The sequence below is a fragment of the Vibrio sp. Vb1755 genome (assembly GCF_033338635.1).
Classification (GTDB): Bacteria; Pseudomonadota; Gammaproteobacteria; order Enterobacterales; family Vibrionaceae; genus Vibrio; species Vibrio alginolyticus.
This window is the reverse complement of record NZ_JAWOTA010000224.1, coordinates 1-1,232: the sequence shown is the minus strand read 5'-3', so window position 1 is coordinate 1,232 and position 1,232 is coordinate 1. Positions and strand designations below refer to the sequence as shown.

1 protein-coding gene is annotated in these 1,232 nt (G+C 46.5%); it reads left to right on the top strand.

Going from position 1 to position 1,232, the window contains the following annotated elements:
• The coding region (gene glnE / locus R7E00_RS24095) for a bifunctional [glutamate--ammonia ligase]-adenylyl-L-tyrosine phosphorylase/[glutamate--ammonia-ligase] adenylyltransferase (protein ID WP_318124783.1) at window positions 1-1,102 on the top strand (1,102 nt) is incomplete at its 5' end.
• Window positions 1,103-1,232 lie beyond the last annotated feature (130 nt).

The following is a 1,232-nucleotide window of genomic DNA, read 5'->3' as shown; positions in this document are numbered from 1 at the left end:
GTTGATAGATCCTCAACAGCTGTACAACCCCATTCCACTCGATAGCTATCGCACTGAATTGCGCGATTTCCTTGCCCGTATTCCCGAAGATGATATGGAGCAGCAAATGGAAGCGTTGCGTCAGTTTAAGCAAATTTGTATTCTGCGTATTGCCGCAGCGGATATCGCTGGCGTGCTGCCAGTCATGAAAGTAAGTGACCACTTAACTTATCTAGCAGAAGCCATTGTTGAAGCGGTGGTCAGCCAAGCGTGGCTTCAAGTGTCTGAAAAATACGGCGAGCCAACACACGTGAAAGATCGTGAAGGCAAAGGCTTTGCCGTGATCGGTTATGGCAAAGTTGGTGGATGGGAGTTGGGCTACAACTCAGACTTAGATATCGTCTTTATGCACGACTGCCCAGTTAATGTATACACCGATGGGAAGAAGGAAATTGATGGCCGCCAGTTCTACCTTCGTTTAGCACAGCGCATCATCCATATTTTCTCAACCCGCACCGCATCAGGCATCCTATACGAAGTGGACACTCGCTTACGTCCTTCTGGGGCGTCCGGCCTGTTGGTGAGTCCAACCGATGCGTTTGATGATTATCAACATCAAGATGCGTGGACTTGGGAGCATCAAGCTTTAGTGCGCGCTCGCATGATTTATGGTGATGAACCATTGGCGATTGCTTTCCATAACACTCGTCATGATCTGTTGTGTAAACCGCGTGATGAGCAAACGTTGAAAAAAGAAGTCGTCGAGATGCGTGAAAAAATGCGCGATCATTTAGGCGGTAAGAAATCTGGTCGCTTCATGATCAAGCAAGACGTCGGTGGTATTACCGATATCGAATTTCTGGCTCAATATTTGGTGCTTAACTATAGTCACGAGAAACCTAAGCTTACGCGTTGGTGTGACAATGTCCGAATATATGAAACGCTAATTGCTCAAGGTGTCATGGAGGAAGACCAAGCGATGCAACTGATACGCGCGTACACGACGATGCGTAACGAAATACATCACAGAAACCTACTTAATTTGGATGCAGATGTGGTTGAAGATAAGTTTGTTGCAGAAAGAGAATGGGTGAAGCAAGCATGGAACCAGTGGTTCGCCTAAGTAGAAGTAGTGCTCAAGGTTCAGCCTAGAAAAAGGCTGTGCTAAACTCACCACGATTTAATTTTTGGAGACCAACAATGAAACCAATTCTACCTGATTACAACAGCGCTGGTGTGCTCATCATCGGTGA